The following is a 404-nucleotide window of genomic DNA, read 5'->3' as shown; positions in this document are numbered from 1 at the left end:
ACCGCTAATCTATCTATCGACATCGTTAATCTGTTTTGATCAAACAGAAGACGGCACACAATGTTTAGTACGGTCCCGTGGGCTCGGAGACATGTATAAGAGACAGTACCGTCGCCAGCTAATTGGACCAGGCGCCCGATCCCGGATCGGCCGCCGGATCCAATTAGCTGGCGACGATGTTGACCAGTTTGCCCGGCACCACGATGAACTTGCGGATGGTCAGGCCTTCGGTGAAGCGCAGCACGTTCTCGTTGCTGCGAGCCGAGGCTTCGACTTATTAACGGCTGGCGCTGACTGGCATCTCGGTCTGGCCGCGCTATTTGCCGTTGACCTGGATGACCAGCTGAATGCTGTCTGTAACCACAGCGGTCAAGGCCAATACAGGCCAGGCTGATGCTGTCTCC

The 404-nt window shown here is 55.9% G+C and carries 1 pseudogene; it reads right to left on the bottom strand.

Going from position 1 to position 404, the window contains the following annotated elements:
- Nucleotides 1–163: 163 nt before the first annotated feature.
- A pseudogene (locus DNK59_RS31440) lies at nt 164–404 on the bottom strand (hypothetical protein); the annotation flags it as partial.

It is taken from the genome of Pseudomonas sp. TKO26 (assembly GCF_003225665.1).
Lineage (GTDB): Bacteria > Pseudomonadota > Gammaproteobacteria > Pseudomonadales > Pseudomonadaceae > Aquipseudomonas > Aquipseudomonas saponiphila.
The sequence above is the reverse complement of the archived record's forward strand: the minus strand, read 5'-3'. Positions and strand labels throughout refer to the sequence as shown.